The organism is Pseudomonas sp. IT-P171 (assembly GCF_949767765.1).
Lineage (GTDB): Bacteria > Pseudomonadota > Gammaproteobacteria > Pseudomonadales > Pseudomonadaceae > Aquipseudomonas > Aquipseudomonas fluorescens_B.
This window is the reverse complement of sequence record NZ_CATKQN010000033.1, coordinates 134,012-158,471: the sequence shown is the minus strand read 5'-3', so window position 1 is coordinate 158,471 and position 24,460 is coordinate 134,012. Positions and strand designations below refer to the sequence as shown.

The 24,460-nt window shown below is 60.8% G+C and carries 24 protein-coding genes and 1 pseudogene; 14 read left to right on the top strand and 11 right to left on the bottom strand.

From position 1 onward, the window contains the following. Positions 1-141 precede the first annotated feature (141 nt). Positions 142-1,818, bottom strand: a complete 1,677-nt coding sequence (locus ACM6I5_RS18100; protein ID WP_414884333.1) for a tetratricopeptide repeat protein — start codon at positions 1,816-1,818, stop codon at positions 142-144. 267 nt (positions 1,819-2,085) lie between these two features. Between ACM6I5_RS18100 and ACM6I5_RS18095 the strand changes: the two genes are divergently transcribed. Both ACM6I5_RS18095 and ACM6I5_RS18090 read left to right on the top strand, forming a co-directional pair. Further along, complete coding sequence (locus ACM6I5_RS18095) at positions 2,086-2,526, top strand: phage infection protein (protein ID WP_414884332.1); 441 nt, start codon at positions 2,086-2,088, stop codon at positions 2,524-2,526. Between the two features lie 150 nt (positions 2,527-2,676). Continuing rightward, the gene (locus ACM6I5_RS18090; protein WP_414884330.1) at positions 2,677-3,246 is read left to right on the top strand and encodes a chorismate mutase; all 570 of its coding nucleotides are present in this window, start codon (positions 2,677-2,679) and stop codon (positions 3,244-3,246) included. A 4-nt stretch (positions 3,247-3,250) separates the two neighbouring features. On the opposite strand, the gene ACM6I5_RS18085 is transcribed toward ACM6I5_RS18090, so the two are convergent. Further along, positions 3,251-3,640 carry a c-type cytochrome gene (locus tag ACM6I5_RS18085; RefSeq protein WP_414884329.1) on the bottom strand — a complete coding sequence of 130 codons (390 nt, stop codon included), beginning with the start codon at positions 3,638-3,640 and terminating at the stop codon, positions 3,251-3,253. A 359-nt stretch (positions 3,641-3,999) separates the two neighbouring features. Here ACM6I5_RS18085 and ACM6I5_RS18080 point away from each other — a divergent pair, with 359 nt between their 5' ends. The 5 genes from ACM6I5_RS18080 to ACM6I5_RS18060 all read left to right on the top strand — a co-directional run bounded on the left by ACM6I5_RS18080 (position 4,000) and on the right by ACM6I5_RS18060 (position 10,238). Continuing rightward, complete coding sequence (locus ACM6I5_RS18080; RefSeq protein ID WP_414884328.1) at positions 4,000-5,373, top strand: glutamine synthetase family protein; 1,374 nt, start codon at positions 4,000-4,002, stop codon at positions 5,371-5,373. Positions 5,374-5,380: 7 nt separating this feature from the next. Beyond that, positions 5,381-6,772, top strand: a complete 1,392-nt coding sequence (locus tag ACM6I5_RS18075) for an aldehyde dehydrogenase family protein (protein WP_414884327.1) — start codon at positions 5,381-5,383, stop codon at positions 6,770-6,772. 3 nt (positions 6,773-6,775) lie between these two features. After that, complete coding sequence (locus ACM6I5_RS18070) at positions 6,776-7,936, top strand: iron-containing alcohol dehydrogenase (protein ID WP_414880050.1); 1,161 nt, start codon at positions 6,776-6,778, stop codon at positions 7,934-7,936. A gap of 114 nt (positions 7,937-8,050) precedes the next feature. Then, positions 8,051-9,607: an amino acid permease gene (locus ACM6I5_RS18065; protein WP_414884326.1), complete on the top strand. Its 1,557-nt coding sequence runs from the start codon at positions 8,051-8,053 to the stop codon at positions 9,605-9,607. A 211-nt stretch (positions 9,608-9,818) separates the two neighbouring features. Next, complete coding sequence (locus tag ACM6I5_RS18060; protein WP_017339309.1) at positions 9,819-10,238, top strand: organic hydroperoxide resistance protein; 420 nt, start codon at positions 9,819-9,821, stop codon at positions 10,236-10,238. Between the two features lie 51 nt (positions 10,239-10,289). Here ACM6I5_RS18060 and ACM6I5_RS18055 read toward each other — a convergent pair whose 3' ends face one another. Together ACM6I5_RS18055 and solA are read right to left on the bottom strand one after the other, a co-directional pair. Further along, positions 10,290-10,625 carry a hypothetical protein gene (locus ACM6I5_RS18055; RefSeq protein ID WP_017339310.1) on the bottom strand — a complete coding sequence of 112 codons (336 nt, stop codon included), beginning with the start codon at positions 10,623-10,625 and terminating at the stop codon, positions 10,290-10,292. Positions 10,626-10,979: 354 nt separating this feature from the next. Continuing rightward, positions 10,980-12,149, bottom strand: coding sequence for an N-methyl-L-tryptophan oxidase (gene solA, locus ACM6I5_RS18050; protein ID WP_414884325.1), 1,170 nt, complete (start codon positions 12,147-12,149; stop codon positions 10,980-10,982). A gap of 184 nt (positions 12,150-12,333) precedes the next feature. On the opposite strand from solA, the gene ACM6I5_RS18045 reads away from it, so the two are divergent. Continuing rightward, positions 12,334-14,046, top strand: coding sequence for an amidase (locus ACM6I5_RS18045; RefSeq protein WP_414884324.1), 1,713 nt, complete (start codon positions 12,334-12,336; stop codon positions 14,044-14,046). 60 nt (positions 14,047-14,106) lie between these two features. On the opposite strand, the gene ACM6I5_RS18040 is transcribed toward ACM6I5_RS18045, so the two are convergent. After that, complete coding sequence (locus tag ACM6I5_RS18040; RefSeq protein ID WP_414884323.1) at positions 14,107-14,361, bottom strand: hypothetical protein; 255 nt, start codon at positions 14,359-14,361, stop codon at positions 14,107-14,109. A 158-nt stretch (positions 14,362-14,519) separates the two neighbouring features. Between ACM6I5_RS18040 and ACM6I5_RS18035 the strand changes: the two genes are divergently transcribed. Further along, positions 14,520-14,759, top strand: coding sequence for a hypothetical protein (locus ACM6I5_RS18035; protein ID WP_017339314.1), 240 nt, complete (start codon positions 14,520-14,522; stop codon positions 14,757-14,759). Between the two features lie 228 nt (positions 14,760-14,987). On the opposite strand, the gene ACM6I5_RS18030 is transcribed toward ACM6I5_RS18035, so the two are convergent. Continuing rightward, on the bottom strand, positions 14,988-16,313 hold the full coding sequence (locus tag ACM6I5_RS18030) for an OprD family porin (protein ID WP_414884322.1): 1,326 nt from the start codon (positions 16,311-16,313) through the stop codon (positions 14,988-14,990). Positions 16,314-16,457: 144 nt separating this feature from the next. Continuing rightward, the gene (locus ACM6I5_RS18025) at positions 16,458-17,807 is read right to left on the bottom strand and encodes a gluconate:H+ symporter (RefSeq protein ID WP_052909684.1); all 1,350 of its coding nucleotides are present in this window, start codon (positions 17,805-17,807) and stop codon (positions 16,458-16,460) included. A 688-nt stretch (positions 17,808-18,495) separates the two neighbouring features. Between ACM6I5_RS18025 and msrA the strand changes: the two genes are divergently transcribed. After that, positions 18,496-19,002 (top strand): peptide-methionine (S)-S-oxide reductase MsrA, encoded by a 507-nt coding sequence (gene msrA / locus ACM6I5_RS18020; protein ID WP_017339560.1) that lies wholly within the window; start codon positions 18,496-18,498, stop codon positions 19,000-19,002. 64 nt (positions 19,003-19,066) lie between these two features. Here the strand turns inward: msrA and ACM6I5_RS18015 are convergent, their stop codons facing one another. Next, complete coding sequence (locus ACM6I5_RS18015; protein WP_017339561.1) at positions 19,067-19,795, bottom strand: cysteine hydrolase; 729 nt, start codon at positions 19,793-19,795, stop codon at positions 19,067-19,069. Between the two features lie 152 nt (positions 19,796-19,947). Here ACM6I5_RS18015 and ACM6I5_RS18010 point away from each other — a divergent pair, with 152 nt between their 5' ends. The 3 genes from ACM6I5_RS18010 to ACM6I5_RS18000 are packed head-to-tail and all read left to right on the top strand — an operon-like array spanning position 19,948 to position 22,668. Beyond that, complete coding sequence (locus ACM6I5_RS18010; RefSeq protein ID WP_414884321.1) at positions 19,948-20,829, top strand: AraC family transcriptional regulator; 882 nt, start codon at positions 19,948-19,950, stop codon at positions 20,827-20,829. Positions 20,830-20,864: 35 nt separating this feature from the next. After that, on the top strand, positions 20,865-21,191 hold the full coding sequence (locus tag ACM6I5_RS18005; RefSeq protein WP_017339563.1) for an NIPSNAP family protein: 327 nt from the start codon (positions 20,865-20,867) through the stop codon (positions 21,189-21,191). A 40-nt stretch (positions 21,192-21,231) separates the two neighbouring features. Next, positions 21,232-22,668: a M15 family metallopeptidase gene (locus ACM6I5_RS18000; protein WP_414884320.1), complete on the top strand. Its 1,437-nt coding sequence runs from the start codon at positions 21,232-21,234 to the stop codon at positions 22,666-22,668. 4 nt (positions 22,669-22,672) lie between these two features. Here the strand turns inward: ACM6I5_RS18000 and ACM6I5_RS17995 are convergent, their stop codons facing one another. Further along, complete coding sequence (locus ACM6I5_RS17995) at positions 22,673-23,131, bottom strand: GNAT family N-acetyltransferase (protein ID WP_414884319.1); 459 nt, start codon at positions 23,129-23,131, stop codon at positions 22,673-22,675. Further along, positions 23,032-23,262: pseudogene (locus ACM6I5_RS17990) on the bottom strand (hypothetical protein); the annotation flags it as partial. The pseudogene ACM6I5_RS17990 and the gene ACM6I5_RS17995, both read right to left, overlap by 100 nt. Positions 23,263-23,509: 247 nt before the next feature. Between ACM6I5_RS17990 and ACM6I5_RS17985 the strand changes: the two are divergent. Then, positions 23,510-23,869, top strand: a complete 360-nt coding sequence (locus ACM6I5_RS17985) for a DUF3630 family protein (protein WP_017339566.1) — start codon at positions 23,510-23,512, stop codon at positions 23,867-23,869. On the opposite strand, the gene ACM6I5_RS17980 is transcribed toward ACM6I5_RS17985, so the two are convergent. Next, entirely contained in the window at positions 23,866-24,399 is a 534-nt protein-coding gene (locus ACM6I5_RS17980; protein WP_414884318.1) for a cysteine hydrolase family protein, read from the bottom strand. The two genes, ACM6I5_RS17985 and ACM6I5_RS17980, sit on opposite strands and share 4 nt — an antisense overlap. Positions 24,400-24,460 lie beyond the last annotated feature (61 nt).

Below are 24,460 nucleotides of genomic sequence, written 5' to 3'. Positions count from 1 at the left end.
CACATCGCTGCAAGGTTTCCTGAAGCATAATCACCTTCGCGCAGATATCCACTCGCCATCCGGCTTTGTCCGCGACCGACACGAAGCAACGAGTGGATCGTCGCCTGAAAACGGGCGCCCCGCCGCCCGTTTCGTAAGGATTCACCCCTGACAGCAGCGTGCCCCGACACGGCAAAAACAGGAGGCGGTGATTTCCACATCGGCTCGGGCCATGGCCAGGTCGAGGCGGGTCCGGGCGGCAGCGGCTTCGGCGTCCCGCCCCAATCGCGTCAGGCATTCCACGTAACCGTGGAGGGCCCACACGTTGTCCAGATGCCAGGACGCGCGGCTCAGCGTGGTGTCCAGCCCCAAATCGGCGCGATAAGCCTGCAAGGCTTCTTCTACACAGCCCTGTTCCAGCAGCAGCGCACCCAGCGCATGTCGTACCGGTTGCATCCAGCCCCAAGGCTCGTCGTACGGCAAGTTGTCGTCCAGTGACCGCGCCTCGCGCAGGTACGTGAACGCGCTGTCGTAGTTGCCTTTGCGGTACTCGATTTCCCCCCGCAGCATCGCGCCGGCCACCGCCAGGATGTCGGTGCATTTATTGTTGAAGAGGTAACGCGTTTGCGGCACACGCGTCAGTGCATTGATGAACAGCCGTTGTTCGGCTTCCGCGGCGGCGATGTGCCCGCTGGCCGCGTGGGCCACGCCCCTGGCGTAATGCAGCATCGCGGTGGTCACGCAGTACAGCTCCTGGTCATTCGGCAACGGCGTGGCGAGGATGTCCTGCCATTTGCCGAAGCGGATCTGCACGTGGACCTTCATCGACACGAAGCTTTCCAGCCAGTCGGCCATGGGCGGTTGCTCGACGCGCAGCAGTTCTTCCTTGATGGTCGACATCAGTTCGTCGGCGGCGTCCAGCGCCGGTTGGTATTGCCCGAGGAACATCGCCGAGTAGAGTTTGAAGTGGTAGTTGTGGCATCGATACAGGGTGTAGAAGTTGAGCGGCCCTTCCCGCTCCAGGAATTTGCCGTCGGCCAGAATCGCCCGGCTATTGGTGACCATGGCCCCTCGGTAATCGCCGCAGAGCACGTCGATGTGCGACGGCATATGGCGCAGATGCCCGGCGTCCGGCACCAGGTCGCGCAGGACATCGCCGGCGCGCAACGCTCGCTCGGGATGGGGCGACATTTCCAGGGTGTGGACGTACATGTGCAGCACGCCGGGGTGCGGCGCATCGCCGTGTTGCTCTACCCGCCGCATCGCCTGCTCCAGCACGGCCAGCGCTTCCAGGGTGTCGGCACCCGGTGCGGGCTCGCCGGTTTTCAGATCCCACAGCAGCCAGGGTGTGCGGTCGATCAAGGCTTCGGCAAACAGCGCCGCCACATCCGGATCGTCGGGAAAGGCTTTATAGACATCGCGCATCGACGCCGCGTAGGCATCGTTCCAGTCGAAAAGTTGTTCAACGCTGGCGGCCTCGTCAGCCTGATAGCGTTGCTCCAGCGCCCGGATCAGCGCCTGTTCCACCGGTTTTGCACCCTCGCCATGCGCAAGCGCGGCACGCGTCGCCAGCCGGGCCTGGGTGACGGCGTCTTTCAATTCCTGTTCGATAAACGCATCCCAGCGTTTGTTGTAATTGGGGCCGGAAGCATAGGCGATGCCCCAGTAGGCCATCGCGCAATCGTGGTCATGTTCGATCGCCTTGCGGAAACAGCGGATGGATTCGTCGTGGTTGTAGCCGTAGCACCATAACAATCCCCGGTCGAACCAGAGCTGAGCCTGTGGTGAACGGGTCGTTACGGGGCGGCTGTAAGTGCCCAAATCGTAATAGTCGTGCATCGGTTTACCCTCTCGATCAGAGCCTGGAACCTCTCAGGAAACGCCTTGCCACGGTCTGATTTCCTGGAGACCGTCGATCGTTCAAGAGATCCAGCATACCCCGCAGGTTCTGCCCCAGCACTGCAACCGACGACAGGCTGGCGCAATGGAAGTCCGAGGACCATTGCCGACGTCGATAGTCACCATCAACTCAATGAAGTTCTCATAAAAAATCCGCGGCGTAACATCAGCTCCATACCCAACAACTACACCCCGGAGCACACCATCATGAAACGCCAACTCTTCCTCAGCATCGCTTTCTCGGTTTTTGCAGTTAACGCTTTCGCCGCTTCTTCTGCTCACCCGGTTGTCGCTGAAGGCGGCTCGGATCGTCTGATTGAAAGCCGTGTGGCTGAGGGTGGTTCGGATCGTCTGATCGAAAACCGCGTGGCCGAAGGTGGCTCCGACCGCCTGATCGAAAACCGCGTCGCCGAGGGTGGCTCCGATCGTCTGATCGAAAACCGCGTCGCCGAAGGTGGCTCCGACCGCCTGATCGAAAACCGCGTCGCCGAAGGTGGCTCCGACCGCCTGATCGAAAACCGCGTCGCCGAAGGTGGTTCGGATCGTCTGATCGAAAACCGCGTGGCCGAAGGTGGCTCCGATCGTCTGATCGAAAACCGCGTGGCCGAAGGTGGTTCCGACCGCCTGATCGAAAGCCGCGCCGCATGAATGAATAGCCTTGCCGCAGTACCCGACAAAAAGCCCGGCCTGACCCGCCGGGCTTTTTCATGCACAAAAATCAGCCCCTGCTTAATGTCGCTGTCCCACTTGTGATAAATAACACCTGATTGCGAGTCCCGTACCCAATGAGGTTTGCCCATGTTGTGTTTCCCACGCCTGCCGCTGGTGCTGACCTGCGCCCTGTCCGGTTTACTCGCTTGCGGTGCACACGCCGCCACGCCATCCCCGGCGCCCGACAGTCTGCAGCCGCTGCTGGTGACGATGAACGAACGCCTGAACATCGCTGACCTGGTGGCACTGACCAAATGGGACAGCCACAAACCGATCCAGGACAGCGTCCGGGAAGCGCAGGTCATCGCCAACGCCAGGAAGCAGGCCGTTACCCGTAATCTCGACCCGGACGAGGTCGCGGAGTTGATCGCCGCACAGATCGAAGCCAACAAGCTGGTGCAATACGGACTGCTCGCGCAATGGCAAGCGTCGGGCAAGGCGCCGGACACGCCACGGCCGGACCTTGCCCATCAAATCCGCCCACGGCTGGATGAGCTGCAAAACCGCCTGTTGCAGCACTACGCCGATTTCGCGCCTTATCGCAAAGACCCGAACTGTGCCCAATGGCTGGCCAAGGAGCGATCCGCGCTGATCAAGGATGGCCTGCACGGCCAGGCACTGATCCGCGCCACCGGGGATTTGTGCGTGACGGATTGATGGGCTACTGCGGCTGAAACGTCTGCAAGTACGCCAGCACATCCTCGATCTTCTCTGGATCGCTGAGCCCCCAGAAAATCATCCGGGTGCCCGGCACCACTTTCTTCGGCGCTTCGAGGTAAGCCGTCAGTGTCTCGCGGGTCCAGACAATGCCGGCGTTTTTCATCGCGTCGGAGTACTGGTAGTCCGCCGAGCTTCCCGAAGGGCGGCCGAAGATGCCGTTGAGTGGCGGGCCGAAACCGCCCCGGGCCGACTCGCCCACTTGATGGCAGCCACCGCAGATCCGCGTGAACAGTTTCGCCCCGGCTTCAACATCCCCCGCCGCTGCCACCGGTGTGCAAAATGCCCCTGCCGTCAGTGCAAGGACGAAGGTGAGGCTTACGGCTTTCATCATGTTCGGTTCCAGTGAGGTCAATCGGCGCAGCCGGTGCATTTTCGCGCCTACCTTACCCGATTGCAGCAGCCTGACGGGCACAGGTCACTCAAGCGTCGACGGGGTGCGCGGGTCCGGCACTGATCCCGCAATCGGTCAAGACGGTGCCAGGGGCGTGCCGGATCGTTTGCGCCGGATTGGCTACACGCCTTTGATTCAGAGGGCTTGGGGTCATGTGGACTTGCAGTTTTCAACAGTAGGCTAAGCTTGGATCAGCTCATTGCTCACGATGCTCGATTCTGCAGGGTTTTGGTTTTTCTGGAGAGCGTCTGCAACAGCTATCTCAGACAGGCCCAACCCTTTCACGCAGGATTGACGTGATGACCGAGCCCCTCCTCAGTTTTGATGCGCTCAAGCGCGCTGCTGCCGCTGGTGAAATCGACACCGTATTGGTCTGCATGGTCGACATGCAGGGACGCCTGGTCGGCAAGCGCTTCCAGGTCGAGTTTTTCATCGACAGTGGCCACGAAGAAACCCACTGCTGCAATTACCTGCTGGCCGACGACATCGACATGGAACCGGTCCCCGGTTACGCCGCGGCCAGTTGGAGCAAAGGCTATGGCGACTTCGTCCTCAAGCCCGACATGTCCACGCTGCGCCGCGTGCCCTGGCTGGAATGCACGGCGCTGGTGCTGTGCGATGTGCTCGATCATCACCATCGAAAAGACTTGCCCCACAGCCCGCGGGCGATTCTGAAAAAACAGGTCGAGCGCCTGCGCGAACGCGGCTACACCGGCATGTTCGCGTCGGAACTCGAGTTCTATCTGTTCGATGAGAGCTACGAGGCGATCCACAAGCGCAATTATCACAAACCGAAAACCGCCGGCCATTACATCGAGGACTACAACATCCTGCAGACCACCCGCGAGGAGCCGGTGCTGCGGGCGATTCGCAAACATTTGCAGGCGTCGGGCATTCCCGTGGAAAACTCCAAGGGCGAATGGGGACCCGGCCAGGAAGAAATCAACATCCGTTACGCCGATGCCATGACCATGGCCGATCATCACGTCATCATCAAGCACGCCTGCAAAGAGATCGCGCAGTTGCAAGGCAAGGCGATCACGTTCATGGCCAAGTGGCGCTATGACGCCGCCGGCTCCAGCAGCCATATCCATAATTCGCTGTGGGACAAGAACGCCAAAAAGCCGCTGTTTTTCGACGCGAAAGCCGAGTTCGGCATGTCGAAACTGATGCGCGCCTGGGTCGCCGGGCAGCTCAAGTACGCCAACGACATCACCTGTTTTCTCGCGCCGTACATCAATTCATACAAGCGTTTCCAGGCCGGCACCTTCGCACCGACGCGGGCAGTGTGGAGCCGGGACAATCGCACCGCCGGCTTTCGTTTGTGCGCCGAAGCCAGCAAATCCATCCGCATCGAATGCCGCATCGGCGGCGCGGACCTCAACCCTTACCTGGCCTTCGCTGCGCTGATCGCGGCGGGCCTGGCCGGTGTCGATGAGAAGCTCGAACTCGCGGCGCCGTTCGAGGGCGATGCCTACCTCGGCGAGGATCTGCCGGAAGTCTCGAAAACCCTGCGCGACGCGTGCTCCGCACTCAAGGGCTCGAGCATGTTGCGCGAGGCGTTCGGCGATGAAGTGATCGAACACTACGTGCACACCGCCGAGTGGGAGCAAAAAGAGTACGACCGGCGTATCACCGACTGGGAACTGCAGCGCGGCTTCGAGCGCTATTGAGCACATCATGACGGCCAAGATTCAGCTTGTTTCACCGGTCGATGGCCGGGTTTTTGTCGAGCGCGATTGTGCCTCTACGGCGCAGATCGAGCAGGTCCTGTCGGCGGCCGCCACCGCCCAGGTTCTATGGCAGCGCCGATCGCTGAGCGAACGTGCTGCCTTGTGCAGCGCCGCCGTGGACGCGATGCTGTCGATGCAGGCGGACATCGTGCCGGAACTGGCCTGGCAGATGGGTCGCCCGGTGCGCTTTGGCGCGGGAGAACTGCGCGGTTTCGCCGAACGCGCCCGCCACATGATCGCGATAGCGCCTGAAGCGTTGGCACCTGTGGAACCCGATCCTGTCGCGGGTTTTCGGCGCTTTATCAAACGCGAACCGTTGGGCACGGTGCTGGTCGTTGCGCCTTGGAATTATCCGTACCTGACGGCGGTGAATACGATCATCCCGGCGCTGATGGCCGGCAACAGTGTGATCCTCAAACACGCCACGCAAACGCTGCTGGTCGGCGAACGTTTCGCCGAAGCCATGCGTCGCGCCAAGCTGCCCGACGGGCTGTTCCATAACGTGCTGCTCGACCATCAGCAGACGTCCGCGATCATTGCTTCGGGCCGCGTGCACCAGGTTAACTTCACCGGTTCGGTCGAGGCCGGCAAAGCCATGGAAGCCGCTGCCGCTGGGCGTTTCATCGGCGTGGGCCTGGAGCTCGGTGGCAAAGACCCGGCCTACGTTCGCGCCGATGCCAACCTTGAGCACGCGGTGGAGAATCTGGTGGATGGCAGCTTCTTCAATTCCGGGCAAAGCTGCTGCGCCATCGAGCGCATCTACGTCGATCAAACAATCCATCCGGCATTTGTCGAACGCTTCATCGAACTGACTGGCCACTATGTATTGGGCAATCCACTGGACGAGGCCACGACGCTGGGCCCTATGGTGACACCGGGCGCCGCTGATTTTGTTCGCGGACAAATCGCCGACGCGCTCACGCAAGGCGCCAGAACGCTGATCGATCCAAAGACTTTCCCCGCCGATGCGCCGGGCAGCGCCTACCTGGCGCCGCAGGTGTTGGTCGATGTCACTCATCAAATGTCAGTCATGCGCGACGAAAGCTTTGGCCCGGTGGTCGGCATCATGCCGGTAGCTGGTGACGACCAAGCCATCGCCCTGATGAACGACAGCGCGTTCGGCCTCAGCGCATCCCTGTGGACCCGGGACCTCGCCGCCGCCGAACGCCTCGGCAATGAGATCGCCACCGGCACCGTGTTCATGAACCGTTGCGATTACCTGGACCCGGCGCTGGCCTGGACCGGGGTCAAGAACAGTGGACGCGGCGTCACCCTCTCGCGCCTGGGCTACGAGCACCTGACCCGCGCCAAATCCTTTCATCTGCGCCACGAGGTGTAGGCCATGAACCTGACTGGAAACTGGAACTACCCCACCAGCATTCGCTTCGGTGTCGGTCGCATCGCCGAGCTGGCCGAGGTCTGTCGCAGCCAGGGTATCGAGCGACCGCTGCTGGTCACCGACAGTGGCCTGGCGCGCGCGCCGATCACCACGGCAGCGTTGGAATCCATGCGCGCTGCCGGCCTGGGCGTCGCGCTGTTTTGTGACCTCAAGCCCAATCCCATCGAGGCCAACCTCGCCGGCGGGCTCGACGCCTGGCGCGCCGGCAAGCACGACGGCGTGGTCGCCTTCGGCGGTGGCAGCGGCCTGGACATGGGCAAACTCATTGCCTTCATGAGCGGGCAGACCCGACCGGTGTGGGATTTCGAAGACATCGGCGACTACTGGACCCGCGCCGACGAAAGCAGTATCGCCCCGGTCATTGCGGTGCCGACCACGGCGGGCACCGGTTCCGAGGTCGGCCGCGCGGCGGTGATCATCGACGAAAGCACGCACACCAAACGCATCATCTTCCACCCCAAAATGATGCCGCGGGTGGTCATCAGCGACCCGGCGCTCACCGTCGGCATGCCGGCAAAAGTCACCGCCGGCACCGGCATGGATGCGTTCGCGCATTGCCTGGAGTCGTACTGTGCCCCCGGTTTTCATCCGATGGCCGACGGCATCGCGGTGGAAGGCATGCGCCTGGTGGCCAATGCCCTGGTGCGCGCCGTGCACACCCCCTCGGACCTTGAGGCGCGGGCGCAAATGCTCGCTGCCGCAGCAATGGGCGCCACCGCATTCCAGAAAGGCCTGGGCGGCATGCACGCACTTTCGCATCCGGTGGGTGCGTTGTACGACACCCATCACGGCATGACCAACGCCACGTTCATGCCCTATGTCCTGCAATTCAATCGCCCGGCCATCGAAGAGCGCATCACCCGCCTCGCGGCGTATCTGCGCCTGCCCTCCCCCGGCTTCGACAGCTTTCTGGCCTTCGTCCTCAAGCTGCGCAAGGACATCGGCGTGCCGCATACGCTGTTTGAACTGGGCGTGGATGACCGGCAGGCCGACCTGATCGCGGACATGGCAATTGTCGACCCCTCGGCCGGCGGCAACCCGCTGCCATTGACCAAGGACGGCGTGGCCCACATTTTCGATGCGGCTTTTCACGGCCGTCTCTAGATCCGGAGCAGTCAGTGGTATCGGTTGGAAAAGGAGCAGTACGACAAGGTGTTGAAGGCCAGTCCATTGCGCACACGCCAGTGGATTGAATCAAAACCTGATGGGGTACACAGCATGAACCCAGCAAGCCAGCCTGGCACCGACGCGCACGACGATGACGTCAAGGTGCTGCACAGCATGGGCTACGCCCAGCAACTCTCGCGACGAATGGGTGTTTTCTCCAACTTCGCCATTTCCTTTTCGATCATCTGCATCCTCTCCGGCGGGATCAACTCACTGGCCCAGGGCACGTCGGGTGCAGGGGGTGCGTCGATTGGCATCGGCTGGCCTATCGGGTGCCTGATCTCAGGGGTTTTTGCCCTGGCCATGGCGCAGATTTCCTCGGCCTACCCCACCGCTGGCGGGCTCTATCACTGGGGCTCGATCCTGGGTAACCGCTTTACCGGCTGGCTGACGGCCTGGTTCAACCTGTTGGGACTGATCACCGTGCTGGGCGCCATCAACGTCGGCACCTACTACTTCTTTTTCGGTGCCTTCGGACCGGCCCTCGGCATGGAAGACACCACCACGGTCAGGGTGATTTTCCTGGCGATCCTGACCGGTATCCAGGCCCTGTGTAACCACTTGGGAATCGGCCTGACCGCGAAGCTCACCGACTTCTCGGGCTACCTGATTTTTGCCACGGCGCTTGCCTTGACCCTCGTCTGCCTGATCTCCGCACCGAGCTATGAATTCGCCCGTTTGTGGACCTTCGGCAACTATTCCGGCGAAGCCGGCGGCAGCGTCTGGCCACAGGTTTCGAACGGTTGGGTGTTCATGCTCGGCCTGCTGTTGCCGATCTACACCATCACCGGTTATGACGCGTCGGCGCATACCTCCGAAGAGACCCACAACGCGGCCATGTCGGTGCCGCGCGGCATGGTCATGTCGGTGGTCTGGTCGTTGCTGTTCGGTTGGGTGATGCTCAGCTCATTCGTCCTGATGCTGCCAAGCATGGACGAAGCGGCGAAACAGGGCTGGAACGTGTTCTTCTGGGCCATGAATGCCCAGGTGAGCCCGACCATCAAACTGGCGCTTTACGTGGCGATTTTCATCTCGCAGTTTCTCTGCGGTCTGGCCACCGTGACCTCGGTGTCACGCATGATCTTCGCCTTCTCCCGGGACGGCGGCCTGCCCTGCTCGAAAGCACTGGCCTCGGTCTCGCCGAAATATCGCAGCCCGGTGGCCGCCATCTGGACCGGCGCTACCCTGGCGGTGTTGTTCGACTGGGGCTCGTCGGTGATCTCGATCGGGGCAACGCCGGTCTACACCATCGTGGTCTCGTGCACGGTGATCTTCCTGTTCTTCTCTTTCATCATCCCCATCGTGCTGGGCCTGTTCACTTACGGGACCGCGAAGTGGCCGACCATGGGGCCGTGGAACATGGGACGCGGGTTGTATTCACTGTTCGCCATCCTCTCGATCCTGTCGATGGTGGTGATCTTCGTCATCGGCATCCAGCCACCGAACGACTGGGCGCTGTACATCACCATCGGATTCCTGGTGCTGACGGCCATTGTCTGGTTCGGTTTTGAGGCTCGGCGCTTTCAGGGCCCGCCGACGGGCGATCTGATCGTCAAGCGTCAGGCGGAAATTGCGGCGACGGAGGCGGCGTTGAACAAGCAGGTGTGAAGGCTTTTACCTGTGGTGGGCGAGCTTGCTCGCTCCCGCATTTGTATCGATCTGTATTTTTTCGCGGCGATCTTACACAGCGTTACACAAGTGCCGGATCAGGACACATCCGCACTACATGAGGATGAAAAAGTGGGCCACATCGGAAACTCAGACGTTTTCCGGCGAACAGCAATGTAGAAGAGCCCAAAAACCTCAGCAGGAACCCGCCATGATCAATCAAATCGACACCGTGCTTTACACCGGCAAGACCCACACGACCGGAGGCCGTAACGGCGAGTCGCGAAGTGACGATGGACGTCTGGATATCAAGCTTTCCGCGCCTGGCTCTTCAGGCAGTGGCACCAATCCTGAACAACTGCTGGCCGCAGGCTGGTCCGCCTGCTTCATCGGCGCCATGGGTAAAGCGGCGGTTGCATTGAAAGTGACGTTGCCGACTGACGTCGCGGTCGATACCGAAGTGGACCTGGGCAAGACCGAAAACGCCTTTTTCCTTCAAGCACGTCTCAACGTGAGCCTTCCGGGCCTCGATCCAGTTGTCGCACGTTCGCTGGTGGATGCCGCGCACCAGACCTGCCCGTATTCGAAGGCGACCCGTGGCAACATCGACGTCGTGATCAACCTGGTTTAACCATAGCGACAAGCGCGGCCTGCCATTGCGGCAGGCTGTGCTGGTGACCGCTTACTGAACGTTTTTCAGCTTGACCACATCACCGGACACCTTGGTGGTGTAACCAGTCAGGACCCAGGCCCAGAACCAGTTTTCCTGCACCTGGGTGTTGATCAGTGCGTCGCCGCCCTTGGCCTTGATCGCCGCGTCTTGTGCGCGAACGAAACGGTTGTTCTGGCGGATCGGGATGACACCGAACAGCATAAGGCCGGTGGCGCTCGCTTCGCTGTGGCCAACGACGGTGTATTGGCTGGCATCGTATTGCTGGGTTTTCATCGGCGCGCCGGTGCAACCTGCCAGAACCAGACCGAGCAGGGAAACGGCAACCACTTTGCTGAGGTAATTCACTGAGTAACTCCATGGAAAAACACCCGGGATCCATCTCTCGAGCGGCGCACACTTTACCGGAGGTAGTGGCCAATTGGTATCAGATGTAGCCGCATTATCGCCCGGCGTAACGGCCGGGGGGCTTTGATTTTCCGTATGAAGCTGTCGTTCACCGTCCGGGGTCAGAAGAAACCTGTGGCGAGGGAGCTTGCTCCCGCTTGAGTGCGCAGCACTCACAAAAACCGGCGATGGTGGTCAGATTTTGGGGCCGCTACGCAGCCCAACGCGAGCAACATGAACAGCATGACCCCGACACGCGGCATTGCAAAGGAAGGGGGGAAAACAACGGGCTCATCGGTTTGGCTTAATAATGAATCAGGATTGCCCCTCAAACCGCTTCAACGAAAACGCCGACAGATCCAGGTCGCTGGAGCCACGCACACACCACTGCGCCACCGCCTCGCCCAACGCCGCAGAATGTTTGAAGCCATGCCCTGAACAGGCCGAGACCACCAGGGTGTTTTTCAAGGTCGGATGCTCGTCGATGATGAAGTGCGAATCCGGCGTGACGGTATAGGCGCACACCGTTGACTTGACCACCCGCGAGGTCACACCGGCGATCCTGCCGCGCACCTGCGTCTCGAACATGTCGCACGCTTCGGCGGCGCTGACGGTGCGGTCCAGGGAGTCCGGGGAAGATGCCTCGCGGTACTGTTCCGTCGCGACTTTCAGGCTGCTCTCGCCGGGTAACGGCGGAAAGCCGTAGTAGGACTGCCCTCGCCCGTGGGTGAAGATGAACGTCGGCGAGACCTGCGCAAACCGGGCGTTCTCTTCCAGCTCGAACCAGAACAGTTTCTGCCGACACACCCGCAACAACCGGTCGAACGGTTGACCCAACAAGTCCCGGGACCACATGCCAGCACTGACCACGACTTTGTCGGCATGGATCGTTCGCTGGTCGGTGGTGAGGGTGACGCCCTGCTCGTGCGAGGTGATGCCTGTGACGGTTTCACCCTTCAGCAGCGTCGCGCCGTGTTCCTCGGCGAGCCGCAGTTGCACGGCGATGCAGCGTTCCGGCCGGACAAAACCGCCACTCGGTTCGAAGTAGCCGACGGCGCTGTCCAGCACCGGGGAGAACTGCGGGAATCGTTGGCGAATCTGTTCGGCGGACAACACCTCATGCTCGATGCCGTAGGTTTTCGCCAGTTGAAAGGTGCGGTGGGTGAAGTCGCTCGCATCATTGGCGTCATAGTCGGGGCTGGAGGTCATGACCAGCACGCCACACTGCTCGAACAGCGACTCGCCGGACAGTGCTTCGAGTTCGCGCCAGATCCGGTGGGAGTTACGGACGACAGGCAGATAAGCCGCGCCTTCCCCGACCGACAGTCGGGTGATACGCGTATCACCGTGGCTGGAGCCCTGGGTGTGGGGCGGATGGTATCGGTCGACACCGATCACCCTGACGCCGGACTTGGCCAATTGATAGGCCGTCGCAGCGCCCATCGCACCCAGCCCGACCACGGCTACTTCACACCGATGTTCCATATCATCACCGTCCGCAAAATGATCATTTGAGTCTGAAAGCCGATGAAAACTCAAGGGCCGAAAAAGCCCTCAGTGCAGGGTGGGATCCCGCGGCCATAAAACGCCCCGGCACTGGCAACAACCCCTTCATTGGACATACCATGCCGCGCATTCACTTCTTCCCTATCAAAACGGCGGTAACAGCATGATCGAGGTCACCGAGGTTTCCATTGCCGAACTGCGCGCGGCGCTCGAATCCGGCCAGACCACTGCAGTGGAACTGGTCCAGGCCTATCTCGCCAGAATCGACGCCTACGACAGCGCCGACACGCCCACCGCCCTCAACGCGGTGGTGGTGCGCAATCCCGAGGCGCTCAAGGAAGCGCAGGCTTCCGATAGCCGGCGAGCGCAGGGCAAAACGCTGGGGCCACTCGATGGCATTCCCTATACGGCCAAGGACAGTTACCTGGTCAAAGGGCTGACCGCCGCCTCTGGCAGTCCCGCCTTCGCCAACCTGATTGCCTATCGCGATGCGTTCACCATCGAACGGCTTCGCGCCGCCGGGGCGATCTGCCTGGGCAAGACCAACATGCCACCGATGGCGAACGGCGGCATGCAGCGCGGCGTTTATGGCCGTGCGGAAAGTCCGTACAACGCCGATTACCTCACCGCGCCTTTTGCCTCCGGTTCGTCCAACGGCGCAGGCACTGCCACCGCCGCCAGTTTCGCGGCATTCGGCCTGGCAGAAGAAACCTGGTCGAGCGGTCGCGGCCCGGCCTCGAACAATGGGCTGTGCGCCTATACGCCGTCCCGCGGGGTGATTTCGGTGCGCGGCAACTGGCCGCTGACGCCGACGATGGACGTGGTCGTGCCGTTCGCCAGAACCATGGCTGACCTGCTCGAAGTGCTCGACGTGGTGGTGGCGGAAGACCCCGATACCCGCGGCGACCTGTGGCGGATGCAGCCCTGGGTGCCGATTCCGAGTGTCACCTCGGTGCGCCCTGCTTCCTATGCCGAACTGGCGGCGAAGCCCGATGCCCTCGCCGGCAAGCGCCTGGGTGTTCCGCGCATGTTCATCAACGCCGATCCCGACGCCGGCACCAGCGAGGCGCCGGGGATCGGTGGGCCGACGGGGCAACGCATCAACACCCGGCCTTCAGTGATTGCTCTCTGGGAAGAGGCACGCAAGGCACTCGAAGCCGCGGGCGCCGAAGTGATCGAAGTCGATTTTCCGCTGGTCTCCAATTGCGAGGGTGATCGTCCGGGCGCGTCGACAGTGTTCACCCGGGGCCTGGTGTCGAAGGAGTTCCTGCATCATGAGTTGTGGGACCTGACGGCCTGGGCGTTCGATGATTTCCTGCAGGCCAACGGCGATCCGAAACTGAACCGCCTGGTCGACGTCGACGGGCCGCTGATTTTCCCCCACGACCCGGGCACCCTGCCCAACCGCGAAGGCGACCTCGTCGCGGGCATGGACGAGTACGTGCGGATGGCCGAGCGCGGCATCACACCGTGGGACCAGATCACTACCGTTCCCGATGGGCTGCGCGGACTTGAACAGACCCGTCGCATCGACCTTGAAGACTGGATGGACCGGCTGGGCCTCGATGCGGTGCTGTTCCCGACGGTGGCTGACGTTGCGCCAGCGAATGCCGATGTCGATCCGGCCTCCGCCGACATCGCGTGGAGCAATGGTGTCTGGGTCGCCAACGGCAACCTCGCCATCCGTCACCTCGGTGTTCCAACGGTCACTGTGCCGATGGGCATCATGCCGGATATCGGCATGCCGGTCGGGCTGACCTTTGCCGGTCGTGCCTATGACGATTCGGCGCTGCTGCGTGTTGCCTCGGCGTTTGAATCGACCGGATCGAAGCGCAAAATCCCGCCTCGAACCCCACCGTTGTCGACCGGTAAATAATGGAAGAAACGGGATTGGGGCACACGCTCCAATCCCGTTTTTTTTCAGCCAGTCTACGCTTCAACGACCGTGGTAATCCTCCCCCGCGACCGCTCGCAGATAAGCCTCGTCACTCTTCGTGCGCAAGTCTCGCCACTCCTCCCAATCGATGATGCCCTGGCGATCCATTTCATCCGCCTGCCGCAGCAGTTCCTCATGGTAGGCATCCGGGCAGTCCATGCGCAGCGAGCAGTTTTCGAGCGTACGGTGCCAGGCATCCAGGGCCCGAAGTTTTTGCTCCTGGGTTCTCGTCAGCAGGTTTCTGAATGAATTCATGGCGGCGGTTTCCACGGTCGTTTCTGAATGGAGCGATCGGGTGCGACACAGGTTCATCACGCCCGACCAGAGGTGAGGGGGCGACTATCGTGGGCGAAAAATCTCGAACTCGTGGGTAACCGTCGCATCCAATGGGTAGGCAAACGGAGGTACGCGACATGAACAGTGATGACCGTGATAACGCACTCGAATCGCAAACGACGTCAAACGCTCCGCCCATCGATTCGTCGGGCAAACCGGTGAATGTGGTCGAGCGGGATGTGCAGGACAGAAACGGTGAAGCCGAAGGTGTCGATCAAGCCATCACGCCCTCTTCCACCCGAACCAAAGAGCAGGACGCCGAGCAACTGCAGCGCAAAATCGACGAGATAGAACGCAAGGTTGCCGACGGCAATTAGCCGCGCCGACCTGGTTGGGTCCGGCCGAATCACCGGCGGCGTAACCCGATGCAATGCCGGACATCAATCCCCTGTGGAAGCTAGCCTGCTAGCTCCCACAGGGGGGAATGCGCACACATGAAGAGCCAGGTGCTGGCCCCTCGAGAGGCCATTACGTGGGGCTTTTCCAAATGACTCGCTGTAAGGCGGCCGTTACCGCAGAAACGGAGTTTCTTATTCGCCCGGCGCTTACAAGAGCGACAAGGTGTAGTTGATGATAAAGCGATTCTGGTCAACATTACGCCCCGCATCAGTGTTCGACTTGCCATTGCGCACACTGAACCCAAGCCCCTTGAGCGACCCCGACTGCAACACATAATCCAGGGTCATATCGCGTTCCCACTCTGACTGATCACCGGCGTTGCGAACCTTGATATCAGTCCCCTTCAAATACACGATCGACGCTTTCAGGCCCGGCACGCCCAAAGGCGCGAAGTCATAGGTGTACTGACCAAAGTTCGTTTGCTCACCCGCACGGGTAAAACTCTGGATCATGCGGTCCGTCGGCAGATAAACACTGCCGCCACCCGCCCCTTTATCAACCAGGCTGCCCTGGTTGGGCTGGACGAAGTTACTGCCATCACCCACCTGCTGATGGCCCAGCGACACCGAGTGCCCACCGTTCATATAAGTGATCATCGCAACCCAGGTGTTGTTGTCGATTTCACCATTGTTGTCCTCGGTGTAACCGGAAGCGCGGTAGCCTTGTGCGCGGCCAGCGGCGGAACTGTTGGCCCCGGTCGACGTGGTGCGAAAGTAACGCAGGTCAGTGGTGAACGAACTCTTGCTGTCGATCGGCAGTACATGGGTCAGACCGAAGAAATTCTGGTTATAGAAGTCTTCCATCTGCGCGAAGTAATACTGTGCTTTCAGATCCTTGGTGATGAAGTAATCACCCCCGGCGAAGTAAAACTTGTTGCTGTCCTGTGTGGCGCCCGGTACGGACAAACCGGTCCGGTCCGTCGAAGCACGACCGACCGCATGTTCAAGCACACCACTGGTCAGCATCAGCCCATCGATATCATTCGACGTGATCTGGGCGCCGGTGAACGATTGCGGCAAGACGCGGGCATCGTTCGACAGCAGGATCGGCAGTTTCGGCAACAACGTGCCGTAGCGGAACTCCGTCTTCGCAATACGCATCTTCGCCGCGGGACCGAAGCTGCTCCAGCTTTCGGCTGCACCGTCGCCCTCCGTCGGGATCATGCCGCTACCGACGTGGCGCCCGGCACCACTGTCCAATGTCACCCCCAGCAGCGCCTGAGCATCGAGCCCGAAACCGACCGTGCCTTGGGTAAACCCGGACTCGTAGCGCAGCACAAAACCCTGCGCAGCCTCCTCGGTTTTCGAGGGATCCGCCGCACCATCGCGGTTATCACTGTTGAAATACAGCGTGCGCATCGAGAGGCTGGCTTTGCTGTCTTCCAGAAAACCGTGCGTGCCAGAGTCCGCTGCCTGTGCGCAGATCGAACCGGTGGCCAACAAGAGTGCGGTGGGGATTGCTCGCTTGAACATACGATGCTCCAGGGTGATTTTTTTATGGTTTTTGAGTTTTGCCCGAGCGCAATCCGCCGCTGATACCCAACACCGGCGCGCACGATGACGCGCCCAATGGGTGACCATGAGCATTGAAACTGGAGAGCGATCGGAGGGTTCGAGCTAGATCAGATAGGAAAGACCTACGGTCAACGCAAAGGCGACCACGGAAATGATGGTCTCCAGCACGGTCCAGGTCTTGAAGGTCTGGGCGACGCTCATGTTGAAGTATTCCTTGATCAACCAGAAGCCGCCGTCGTTGACGTGGGAAAAGATCACCGACCCCGCGCCCGTCGCCAGCACCAGCAACTCCGGATGCGGATAGCCCAGCCCAATGGCCACCGGCGCGACGATGCCCGACGCGGTGGTCATGGCTACGGTGGCGGAACCGGTGGCAATGCGCATCAGCGCGGCGAACAGCCAGCCCATCAGCAGCGGCGACAGGTGAAATTCATGGGCCAGACTGACGATCTGATCGGTCACCCCGGCGTCCACCAGAATCCGGTTCAACCCGCCGCCAGCACCGACCAGCAGGGTGATGCTGGCGGTCGGCGCCAGGCATTCGTTGGTGAACTTGAGGATCGATTCGCGGTTGAAGCCCTGGGCGATGCCGAGGGTCCAGAAGCTCAGCAAGGTTGCCAGCAACAAGGCGATCACCGAGTTGCCGATGAACAGCAGAAACTGGTTGAAGCCGCTGCCTGGCGTGGAAATCAGGTTGGCCCAGCCGCCGATCAGCATCAGCACCACCGGCAGCAGAATGGTCGCCATGGTGATGCCGAAACCCGGCAGGCTGTCGCGTGGTTCGCGTTCGAGGAACTGCCGCTCCAGCGGGTTTTCCGCCGGCAATTGAATGCGCGGCACGATGAACCTGGCGTACAGCGGACCGGCGATGATCGCGGTCGGAATGCCGATCAGAATCGCGTACATCAAAGTCTGCCCGACCGACGCCCCATACACCTGCACCGCCAGCATCGCCGCCGGGTGCGGCGGCACCAGGGCATGCACCACCGAGAGCCCGGCCACCATCGGCAAACCGACCATCAGGATCGATACGCCAACGCGACGCGCCACGGTAAAGGCGATCGGTACCAGCAACACAAAACCGACCTCGAAGAACAACGGCAGCCCGACCAGGAACGCGATGCAGACCATCGCCCAGTGCGCGTTCTTCTCGCCGAAACGATCGATCAAGGTCCGCGCCACCTGCTCGGCACCGCCGGACTCGGCCATCATCTTGCCGAGCATCGTGCCCAGCGCCACCACCAGCGCGATATGCCCCAGGGTCTTGCCGACGCCGGCCTCGTACGCACCGACCACCCCGGACGGCGGCATGCCGGCCAGCAGCGCGAGGCCGATGGACACCAGGGTGATGACGATGAAGGGATTAAGCCGGTAACGGGCGATCAGAACGATCAGGGCAATGATGGCGATGGCGGCATACACCAGCAGCCAATAGCCGAAGGACAGGGTCATGCGGTACTCCTCGAAAGGGTCACGTCGAATGGGTTGTGAAACTCATAAAACATTTCGAAGAGCGATTTTCAAACGAGGCGAAAGTAATTTTCGTAGAGGGATAAGGGTTGTCGCGTAGAGGTATGGAGGGTCGTGGTTTTTGAAATTGGGTCAGGCGGATTTTCATTGCGCCTGCGCTGTTTGCGCTCGGTTTTAAGGTCTGCCAAGTGCGGTATCCGCACCGGTGGTCACCGGTTCTGAACAATCGCCACCACAGCCTTATACTTCTTCAGTTCGTCTTCTCTGTGTCAGGAAATCCCTCGACACCCGTGCGCGCCAAAGCGCGCCCGTGCCAATCGCAAACGTAACCAGCCAAGACCCCAGGCGTTGTGCCGTCCAGCATCAGATGACGGGTCGTGTTCAATGGCTCCATGGCTGAGGGATTGTGGAGAATGTCATGAAAACTTTTTCGGGGGTTGTATGGGTCTTGCAACAAGGGTGCTGCCCCCCGGTGCCTGGGCTGCAGCGACACGAGCCCTGGCGTCGGATGGCGCTGATCACGTCGGTGCTGTTCGTCTGGCATACTCCCGCAGTGGTATAGGATCGGATCGGGTGGCATCCTCGCTGATGGACGGCAGCTACTCCGGCCAGTTCAACAGCCCGATCGGCAATCAGTAGCGTGTCAACACTTTGAGGGGAATGACCGTCTATGACGACGCAAACCGAAACCGCCATTCTGGCCGGCGGCTGCTTCTGGGGCATGCAGGATCTGCTGCGGCGCTACCCCGGCGTGCTGTCCACGCGAGTGGGTTACTCAGGAGGCGATGTGCCGAATGCGACCTATCGCAACCACGGAAACCACGCGGAAGCGATCGAGATTGTGTTCGACCCGCAGCAGATCAGTTACCGCCAGATCCTCGAGTTTTTCTTCCAGATCCATGACCCGACGACCCCGAATCGCCAAGGCAACGATGTCGGCGCCAGCTATCGCTCTGCCCTCTTCTACCTCAGCGACAAGCAGAGGGAGATTGCCGAAGACACCGTGGCTGACGTCGAAGCGTCTGGCCTCTGGCCTGGCAAAGTGGTCACCGAAATCACCCCGGCCGGACCATTCTGGGAAGCCGAACCGGAACACCAGGACTACCTCGAACGCCTGCCCGACGGCTACACCTGTCACTTCATCCGGCCAGGCTGGAAATTGCCCGTACGCGGGTAGTCACGCAACAGAGGCGGCTCGAATGAGCCGCCTCTGTTATTTCATGCCCGATCGCACCTCTCCCTCATGGGTTCCCGCGACCAAGAAACTCAAGCGTCTGCGCCGTGCTCCACAAGGCATTGGCGATGTAGCGATAGTTGATCAACGCCGCCAGATAACCATCGCCTTCAGGGGTTGTCGGGCCGGCCGTCGCGTCCCGAACCACCGCCACTTCGAAACCGAGTTCCAGCAGTTCACGAAGGTGCGACTCGACGCAGAGGTTCGCCGCCATGCCGGCCAGAATGATCTGCGAAACGCCATGTTTGCGCAGTTGCAGCGCCAGGTCGTTGGTTTCCGGGCCGTACACCTTGTGCGGTGAAGCGATAAGGGTTTTGCCATCAAGAATGTAGGGTTTGTACTCGGGCATGAAGTCGGCGCCGGAGTTTTCGAAACCGTCGAGGCTCAACGGCCCCTTGCGATCAAACATGCAGATGCTGTGCATGACCTTCTCGAGCGGCCCGCCAAAATGCCAGTCGTGGTCACACGGATAGTAGTAATGCGGGGAAACCGCGACCGTGATGCCGGCACTCTTTGCTGCAGCAAACAGCTGGCCAATGTGCTTGACGGTATCGTGCTCGACAATGCTTTTGCCAAACACGGACCAGCTGACCCCCTCGGGGCTGAGAAAGTCGATTTGCGGATCGATCACCACCAGCGCGGCGCGGCTCAGGTCCAGCTTCATGCCGGGATCCGGCAAGGCCGGTTCCAGCGGGTCTGCGTACGGGGAGGCGATGTGAGGTGAAGGGTTGCTCATGGCAGTAGACTCCAGTCGACAATCAGAAATAACGATATCGCCATGGCGCCCGGGAGGGCCGTTGTCTACCATCGGCGAGAACTTCATCCTATTGCCGCGCACAGCTTCGCTTTTGCCAGGACGTGCAGAGTCTTTACCCGGTCGTCCCTATCATGGATATCCTCTCCGAGTTCTTCGAGCGCACCCATCTCCAGGGCCGGCTGTTCTTCTCCGGCCGGGTCGACGGCACGCTCGTACTCGACAAACCACCGGGCATGGCGTTCATCCACGTCATCAGCCAGGGCGGTATCGACATGATTCAGCCCGGCCTGCCGAAGATATCGATTGCCGAGCCCAGCGTGCTGTTTTGCCCGAGCAGTTGCCGTTACCGGTTGCGTTCCAGTTCAGCACAGGGCGCCGAGCTGGTCTGCGCCTCTTTCCAGTTCGGACGCAACACGCTCCAGCCCTTCCCCCTCGGCCTCAAGGAAACGCTGGTATTTCCCATCAGCGGCCTGGAAAACATTGCTCCGGTGATCGGCTCGCTGATCGGCGAATTCCAGGATCAGGCACCCGGCAGAACCAAGGCACTCAACCTGTTGCTCCAATACATCTTCGTACTGCTGGTGCGACGCTCCGTCGTCGAGCAAAAGATTTCCAGCGGCCTGCTCTATGCCTTGCAGGACGGGCGCCTTGGCGCAGTGTTCAATCGCATTCACCAAGAGCCCGAAGCCGCCTGGACCGTGGAAAAACTGGCAGCGCTGGCTCACATGTCCCGCTCAAAATTCTCGGCGTACTTCACCCGGATCATGGAGGTCTCACCGATGGGCTACGTCACCGCGTGGCGAATGAAAGTCGCCCAGGACTTGCTGCGCGACGGTGTACAAATCAAAGTCATCGCTGCATCGGTCGGGTACAGTTCGCAAGCGTCGTTTTCCAGAACCTTCCTGAACGTGGTGGGCTCGCCCCCCGCCGAATGGCTCAAGCGTGATAGCCGTGAGGAGATTCCCCTGGTGGTGGCGCACGTGCAGCAAATCGCGTCGGACGACGCACTTTAAAATCGCTTGATCTTCCAGCCCAAGAGAGCAAAGACATGATCACTTGTTATCTGAAATATGTACTCGATCCCTACCAGATCGCAGCGTTCGAACACTATGGAAAGTTGTGGATTCCCCTCGTTGAAAAATTCGGCGGCCAGCATCACGGCTATTTCCTGCCGTCCGAAGGCGCGAACAATATCGCCATGGCGATGTTCAGCTTTCCAAGCCTTGCCGCGTATGAGCGTTATCGCCAGGACTCGATGAAAGATCCCGAGTGCATCGCGGCGTTCAAGTTCGCCGAAGAGACAAAATGCATCCTCAGTTATGAGCGCAGTTTCTTCAGGCCCGTATTTGGCGATCAGGCGCAGCAACCGGCCTGATGTCGGTCGGCAGTGTGCAGCCCTACCCAGGAGAAATTGCATGGGTTCCTCTTACAAAACCGCACGATCCTGGCTGCAATCTCTGCTGCTCCTGACTATCGTCATTCCCGCCATGACCAGCGCCGAGCCACGGCCCGAACACATGGTCTATCTGCGCACGATCGCCCCCACCATCGAGCAGGACATCCGCTACGCCAGCGCCCACAACTTCACCGGTCATCCACTCGACGGGTACGCCGCCGCCGAGTGTCTGTTGACGCTGGATGCGGCTAAAGCGCTGGCACGGGTGCAGGCGTCATTGCAGGTGCAAGGCTATGGCTTGAAGGTGTTCGACTGTTATCGGCCCAGTCGTGCAGTCGCCGATATGGGCCGCTTCGCTTCCATGCCTGGCGACCCACGCAAGGCCGAGTTCTACCCACGCGTGGACAAGCAGGATTTCTGGCGCCTGGGGTATGTGGCACGGGTGTCGAACCACTCCCGCGGCTCCACCGTCGACCTGACACTCACCGGTCCGACAGCGATGCCCGCCGCAACCTGGTCATCCTCGGCGACGCAGGTCGATTGCACTGCGCCCTATGCCCAGCGCTGGCACGACGGCGCGCTCGACATAGGCACCGGCTTCGACTGCTTCGATGAGCGGACGCATACCGCCAACCCGACCATCAACGCAACCGCGAAGGACAATCGTCAGCGGCTAAGCCGTGCGATGGAAAAAGAAGGATTTTCCGGGTACTCGAAGGAGTGGTGGCACTTCACTTACACCGGCGCCGGAGCGCCGAACGAGGTCATGGATTTCCCGATTACACCGCTCAGCGCCAGCGAAGCGCTCGACGCCAGCCATCAGCTGATTGTGGTCACCAGCAAAAACTGGGATGACATCCAGGGCACCGCCCAACGCTACGAACGGGACGGCAAAACCTTTCGAAAATCGGGTAATGCGTTTGCGGTCGTGGTCGGCAAAAACGGCATGGCCTGGGGCAAGGGCTTGAGCAGCGATGAGCCAGGCGACGGGCCGGTCAAACGTGAAGGTGACGGCAAAGCGCCGGCCGGGGTATTCAAGCTCGGTACGGCATTTGGCTACGACAACACGACCGAAACGAAACTGCCTTACCTCGCCTTGACGCCGGCCATCGAATGCGTCGACGACAGCCACTCCGCACGCTACAACGAACTGGTCGACGGCTCGAAGATCGCAAAGGACTGGAACAGCGCCGAACGCATGCGCAGCGAGGAAGGCTATCGCAAAGGCATTGTCATCGAGCACAACACACCGGCGTCCCCCGCCTCGGGCTCGTGCATTTTCTTCCACATCTGGCGCAGCCCGACCTCACCGACGGCGGGCTGCACGGCCATGGATCAGGCGGATATTTCCCGTTTGTTCGACTGGCTCGATCCTCGCCAGTCGCCCCTGCTGGTGCAAATGCCCGAGGCGCAATACGAACACTTGCGTGAACGCTGGAATCTCCCGGAACGGTGAGGCATCAGCCTTGCTTCAAATCGAGGCAATAGGTGTAGTAACCCGTTTCGCGCACGTAGCCCAATGATTCATACAAGCGTTGTGCGCCGTGATTGTCCGTGGCCGTTTCCAGCGTCATGCCTTTCGCGCCGGTGAGCAACGCGAAGGTCCGCGCGGTGTTCATCAGTTGCGTCCCGACCCCGCGGCCTCGGGCGGCGGGTGCGGTGAACAGGTCGCCGAGCAGCCAGGTGCGATGCGCGTCGATGGAGGAAAACGTCGGGAACAACTGGACGAAACCCAGTGCTTCGCCGGTGGCGTCCTGGGCGAAGAAGATCACCGACTCATCCCGGGCGATGCGCTCGGCGATGAAGTCACGCGATTGCGTCAGGTTTGAGGGTTGGCCGTAGAAACCTCGATAGGCGTCGAACAGGCTGGCAACGTTGTCGAGGTGAGTGGCGTCGGCGCGATGAACCTGGACATCCATGGGAGAGGTCTCCATGAGACAACAGTGGTGTGTCGGGCAATGTCGATAAACGGCGTGACGATGACGCTGTAAACCGTCAGGTATCTGTCGTGATCCTGTTCACCAGTGCCGAACCGGAGGGCTTCGGGTTTAGGCAAGAGCATCCACGACGGGCTCGCCTTCATCCAGGCAAGGTCATTGCCAATCACGCCGTAACCGAGAACGGTTCTTGAGTGTAGTTCCGTTTCCGGGCGCTGCACGTCCCTTTGGAGTGAAGGGCAAGCTTCACGCCGCATAATTCCGTTCACATAGATCCGGGCCCGCGCTTAAGTGAACAGCATCACCCTCGCCACAGGGTGTGTGGCTGACGTAAAGTCAGGGGACTTTCCGGAGTCCGACATGACCAAACCCGCGCCAACGATCTACCTGTCCGATACATCTGACCGGGCGCTGTTCGATCGGATCGCCGATGAATTGAGGCAAGCACTCGACGGAACGTGGGTTGTACAGGCCAGCGGGCTGGACCAGCGTTATTGGGATCTGGAGGCCGAGGGGCAGGTCATCACGCTGCACCTGGAACATTACCTGGGGATCATGCTGCTCGTGGATGACGCCGATCCCGACTGGGTGGCATCGGAACGCTTTCAGGCGTTGGTGCAGCGGTTGCAAGTGGGTGAGTTGCCGGCGATGGTGCCCTTGGATGCGCCATCGCCGGCAAGCCAGGTTCCTGTGAAAAAACGGTTCTGGCACTGGCGCTAGAACGTGATGGCCGCCGCGGGCGTCGCGTCGATCCGCGTCACCGAGCCGGTCAAATGCGCCAGGTCCTTGTTGTGCTCGGCGATGATGTCTTCGGCGGCGAGGTTTCCATTGTCTACCGTGGAGTGAGCGTCAGCCGCCAGCACCACGTCGTACCCCAGTTTCAGCGCCTGACGCACGGTGGCGTTGACGCAATAATCGGTTTGCAAACCGCAGATGATCAGACGTTCGAAATCCTCCCTCGGCAGCAATTTTTGCAGGTTGGTCTGGTAGAACGAATCCGGCGTGGTCTTGCGTACACGCCAATCCTTGGGCGAGACGTCCAGCCCCTCGGCCAGTTGCCAGCCTTTGGCGTTATGCGCCAGTGGGCTGCCCGCTTCCTCATGCTGGATCAGCACCACCGGAATCCCGGCCTGTCGGGCGCGGGTGCTGAGACCGTTGATGGTGTCGATGACACGCGCAATCTCGAAGCATTTGTACTCGCCAGCACAGAGCGCCTGCTGGACGTCGATGATTAACAGTGCAGTGGACATGATTCCTTCCTTGATCTGTCGGTAAGTCAGGGGACAGAAAGTAAATCCGCCCCCTTGCGAA